This is a genomic window from Bradyrhizobium sp. CCBAU 51745, assembly GCF_028128715.1.
GTDB classification, from domain to species: Bacteria; Pseudomonadota; Alphaproteobacteria; order Rhizobiales; family Xanthobacteraceae; genus Bradyrhizobium; species Bradyrhizobium manausense.
This window is the reverse complement of record NZ_LBJP01000046.1, coordinates 1-4,159: the sequence shown is the minus strand read 5'-3', so window position 1 is coordinate 4,159 and position 4,159 is coordinate 1. Positions and strand designations below refer to the sequence as shown.

4 protein-coding genes and 1 pseudogene are annotated in these 4,159 nt (G+C 57.0%); 3 read left to right on the top strand and 2 right to left on the bottom strand.

Annotated elements, in window-relative coordinates:
• Nucleotides 1–300: 300 nt before the first annotated feature.
• Nucleotides 301–1,116: a class I SAM-dependent methyltransferase gene (locus tag XH98_RS13070; RefSeq protein WP_271618829.1), complete on the bottom strand. Its 816-nt coding sequence runs from the start codon at nt 1,114–1,116 to the stop codon at nt 301–303.
• A gap of 541 nt (nt 1,117–1,657) precedes the next feature.
• Between XH98_RS13070 and XH98_RS13065 the strand changes: the two genes are divergently transcribed.
• Entirely contained in the window at nt 1,658–2,632 is a 975-nt protein-coding gene (locus XH98_RS13065) for an ABC transporter substrate-binding protein (protein ID WP_271618828.1), read from the top strand.
• Nucleotides 2,633–2,672: 40 nt separating this feature from the next.
• On the opposite strand, the pseudogene XH98_RS13060 reads toward XH98_RS13065, so the two are convergent.
• Nucleotides 2,673–2,786: pseudogene (locus tag XH98_RS13060) on the bottom strand (IS110 family transposase); the annotation flags it as partial.
• A 414-nt stretch (nt 2,787–3,200) separates the two neighbouring features.
• Here XH98_RS13060 and XH98_RS13055 point away from each other — a divergent pair.
• On the top strand, nt 3,201–3,350 hold the full coding sequence (locus tag XH98_RS13055; protein ID WP_271597359.1) for a hypothetical protein: 150 nt from the start codon (nt 3,201–3,203) through the stop codon (nt 3,348–3,350).
• Nucleotides 3,351–3,401: 51 nt separating this feature from the next.
• Nucleotides 3,402–3,830, top strand: coding sequence for a cupin domain-containing protein (locus XH98_RS13050; protein WP_057740363.1), 429 nt, complete (start codon nt 3,402–3,404; stop codon nt 3,828–3,830).
• The last annotated feature ends 329 nt before the right edge of the window (nt 3,831–4,159 follow it).

Sequence of the window (4,159 nt, the reverse complement as noted above, 5' to 3'; positions counted from 1 at the left end):
GCATGATCATTACCTCTTCCGGACGATCCATCCCCAAAACCGCATCATCATAACAGCTCCGGGGCGCGGCAGCATCCTCGGCGTCCGGAGCTGGCCCATTCCGGTCGAGCGAGAAGCTAAGGTTGAGGTCGGCTTCCGGGATGGACCGGAAGCGGAGCGGCATTTTTGTTCAGGATAGAGTTTGGCGACGCATGGACGTACCGCAATCGAACGCGCGCGAGACCTTGCGGATGCTTTTGCGCGGCTCCATCCGCGAGCACGGCGAGCAATCGGCTCCGGTGCGGCTGCTAAATTCCCAACTCAGGCAACTCTCACTCCGACGCGCAGGAAAGTTGCAGGAATCGACGTGGCTTCCTTGCTTCTGTTCTGAGCAGTGAAAAGGGTCTCCATTTCCTTTTGCAGATCCGCCCTGCGTCCGTTCTTGTCCGCCGCCTCGAATGCGTTCATCGTAGGTCCGTAATAGTCCCGGAACACATTGACGAACTGTGCGGGTGTGCCCGGGAAGTTGAACGTGTAAGTATCCCGGACGAAGGAAATGTTTTCCTTTTGGATGCCGGCGGCTCCAAATCTCTCGATAACGTTGCTCTCGACCCCCCAAGTCATGGGGCTGACAAAGCCTTCCGGAGGAGGCGGAGTGTATGACGCGGCAATCTTCAATATTTGTGCAACGAGGGTCGGATCGCCCGGAATCCAGTTTCCCATGATGATTTGCCCGCCCGGGCGGGTAACACGCACCATTTCCTTGGCGACGTCAAACGGTCGTGGGGCGAACATTGCACCGAAAATGCTTACCACTCGATCGAAGCTTTGGTTGGCGAGGTCATCAAGGTGAGAGGCATCACCTTCCTGGAAGCGGCAGTTGGAAAGACCCATCTCCCGCGCGCGTTTGTTTCCGGCTTGCACGAGGTTGCTGGCAATATCCACGCCCGTCACGTCCGCACCGAGCTGAGCCTGGGGGATAGCCGTCGTCCCGTCACCGCATCCAAGGTCAAGAACCTTGATGCCGCTGGCGGGACCGAGCGACCTTGCAAGTGCGTCGCCACTCTCCCGCATGGTCGACGCGAGCCTGGTGAAGTCTCCCTTTTCCCAGAGTGCTTTGTTGGGATTCGTGCTCATTATTGTTCTCCAGCTCAAGTAGGCCGCACAGGGTCATCGTCATCGGAACCGCCACTGCACATCGTTGCGAATGCGCCGCCGACCGTCGCAATGTGACGACAGAACTAGAAAATGGAAGCCTGACTGCAAACATCCCATGGATAAGCGCGGCTCCAGCGAGTTGCGGCGGTCCACTGTTGGTCTCGCAAATTGCTTCAAGGTTCAAATTCCAAGCTCTGTTGAGGAGTTTTTCCCGCAGAGCGGAGCAGATCGCTCCACTGCAGCGCGGCATCGGCAAACCACTTAAGGACGCGATGATCGAATAAGCTGCCTTCCGCTTGCGGGCTACAATTTCCGTTCTTGGCCCGTTTGAGACCTTCCGATGAGCACCAAAGATGTCCGCTCCTCGGGTCTGACCGGAAGCAATCGCGGCAGGACTAAACCGACGTGATTGACCCCAATTCGGACATTCGGTCGCAGCGTCGGAAGCCAATTGTTCGCCATATCTCATGCGGCGATCCCGCAAAGGTGCTAGGTTTTAGACATCGATGAGGCATTCCACTTGCGACGGCGCGATTTCATCACGTTTTTTTGTGGCGCGGCGGCAACATGGCCGCTTGTCGTGCATGCGCAGAAATCGCTGCCTCGGATTGGGTGGTTGGTATTTGGCGATGCTGAAAGATTGGGACCAGTCGATCAGTCGCTGAAGGACGCACTCGCGCAGGCCGGGATCCTCGATGGACGCAACGTCGAAATTGTCTTCCGCTATGCCAACGGAGTGCCGGATCGACTTGTGGAATTGGCCACTGAACTTGTCGCGCAAAGGCCCACTCTTCTGCTCGCCATTGGCGGTGATGTTATCAAGCCACTGTTTGAGGCAAGTAAAGGTAGCGTACCCATCGTCGGTGGCGTTAGCGATAACCCGATCCGGTCGGGAATCGCCGTGTCTCTTGCTCGACCAAGCAAGAACTTCACCGGGATCACGTTTCTTACGGATGAAATGGCAGCGAAGCGAATAGAATTGCTCAAGCAAGTGGCCCCGAACGTCAGGAAGGTTGGGGTGATATTTAATCCCCAGCATTTCGATGACGAAGTGACTTTTGCTCGGCGCGGCGCCGAATCGCTCGACCTTGAGCTAACCGCCTACCCGATAAATGTGATCGCCGATCTCGACACCGCGCTAAAGGGGGTGGAAGCAAGCCGCGCCGATAGCTTGCTCGTCATTTCTTCACGTCTGACTGGCGTTGTTGCCGCTAAAATCGCGCAATACGGCCAGGAGCGTCGTCTTCCCGTGATTGCCTCGTGGCGGGAATTCGCAGATAGCGGTGCCTTGCTGTCCTATGGTCCGAGCCGGAGTTTTGAGGCCAAACGTCTGGTGGGCTATGTGCAAAAAGTCTTAAAAGGGGAGAAGCCGGCAGATTTGCCGATCGAGCAACCTGTGAAATTCGAGCTTGTTATCAATCTCAAAACTGCCAAGGTCATCGGGCTCACGGTACCGTCTTCATTGCTCGGCCGCGCCGACGATGTGATTGAATGAGGCCGTTGAAGCGGTAGGCGGGATCGGCCAGAACCTTCAGGAGCGCTTGAGGCTCGCTCGCCACCTTCACTTCCTTCAAGATCTTGCCCGCGTCATCCAAAATGCAGACACTCGTCTGCTTGACCGATACGTCCAATCCAGCAAAATGGTCCATGCTGCGCTTCTCCTTCTGATGCTTGAGGCCGTTGCCACGGACCTCGTTTCACCATCAGCCTGAAGCGCAGCACCTAAAATCTTTAGCTATCCACAAGCTGGGCCGGCCGATTACCCCATCTGTCGGTGGTAGGCCGGACCTAACTTGAACCGGGCCAAAATGTCGCGATTGACCCGGAGCGCCTGTATTCGGCCATCGGTGCTTGCCTCTGGTGGCCGAAGTTGATTTGCCGCGCTTGGCAGAATGCCTTCAAGCCGCCCTTTGCGAAGCGCGACCGACTGCGCGGTCATAGGGCCGTCGCTTCCCTGACCTAAGGCTGCCAGCTATTCTTAGAGCGTTTTAAATACGGCTTGCCGCGTCGGCTCCATTAGGCAACACTCGCCCCGTTTCAGATAGGTATTTTTGAGGTCATTCATGCCTGAGATATTGGAGGTGCTGCTGTGGTGTGCCGCGCTTGCGACGTGGCTGTTGCTTCTCTTCGCCTTCTTGAGTGAGGCCCTGAAACCGCCCTCAAAGAGCGTCCGCCGAGTGATCGAGGAAGCTTTCAAGCCCAACTTGAAATGATGTCGGCTACGATGAGCTTAGCCGTCTCGCGATCTTATCTTTGGAGGCAAAATGGCTGAACTCATCGAGGTTGGCGCAATGCAGCTACGTTTTTTGCGTACCAAGTATGATACGAGCGGGGCGCTTGATATGTTTGAGGTGGTGATCCCGCCAAACTCCCGTATGCCGGTCCCGCACCATCATCGTGACTGGGAGGAAACAATCTACGGCCTTGAGGGCGTCGTCAGTTGGACGGTCGCCGGCAAGCGCATCGAGATCAGGCCGGGAGATGATCTTTTCATCCCGCGCGGTGTTGTCCATGGATTCCTCAACGAGACGCAGGCGATTGCGAAAATGCTTTGCGTTCTCACGCCAGGCGTTCTCGGGCCGGAATTCTTCCGGGAAATGGCCGTTGCCCTCGGCGGCCCTGCGCCTCCTGATCCTGCCCGGATGGGCGAGATCATGAAACGTCATGGCCTAATACCTGCGCCATCTCAATGAAGGGGCATTCGCGTTCGCGCTCTGCTCGCGAACCGCGTTACTTCTGGATGTCGGCCCGTGGCTGACCTTAGCCCAAGGCGCCGTGAGATCTGCTTCCTGATGGTGATCCGAACAAGACCATGGAAGGTGGCCAAGGCAGCCCTTGACCCATCTCTACCATCTGCCGGTCAACTGCTATGATGTATGGACGACATTGCCAATCACGATGCGGCGGTGCCATGGTGTCTGCGAGGGATGGTCATGCGACGGCGCAACTTCGTCAAGCTGCTTTGTGCCGCCGGCGCAGGGTGGTCGCTCGCGGCACATTCGCAAGACAGACTACGGCGTAT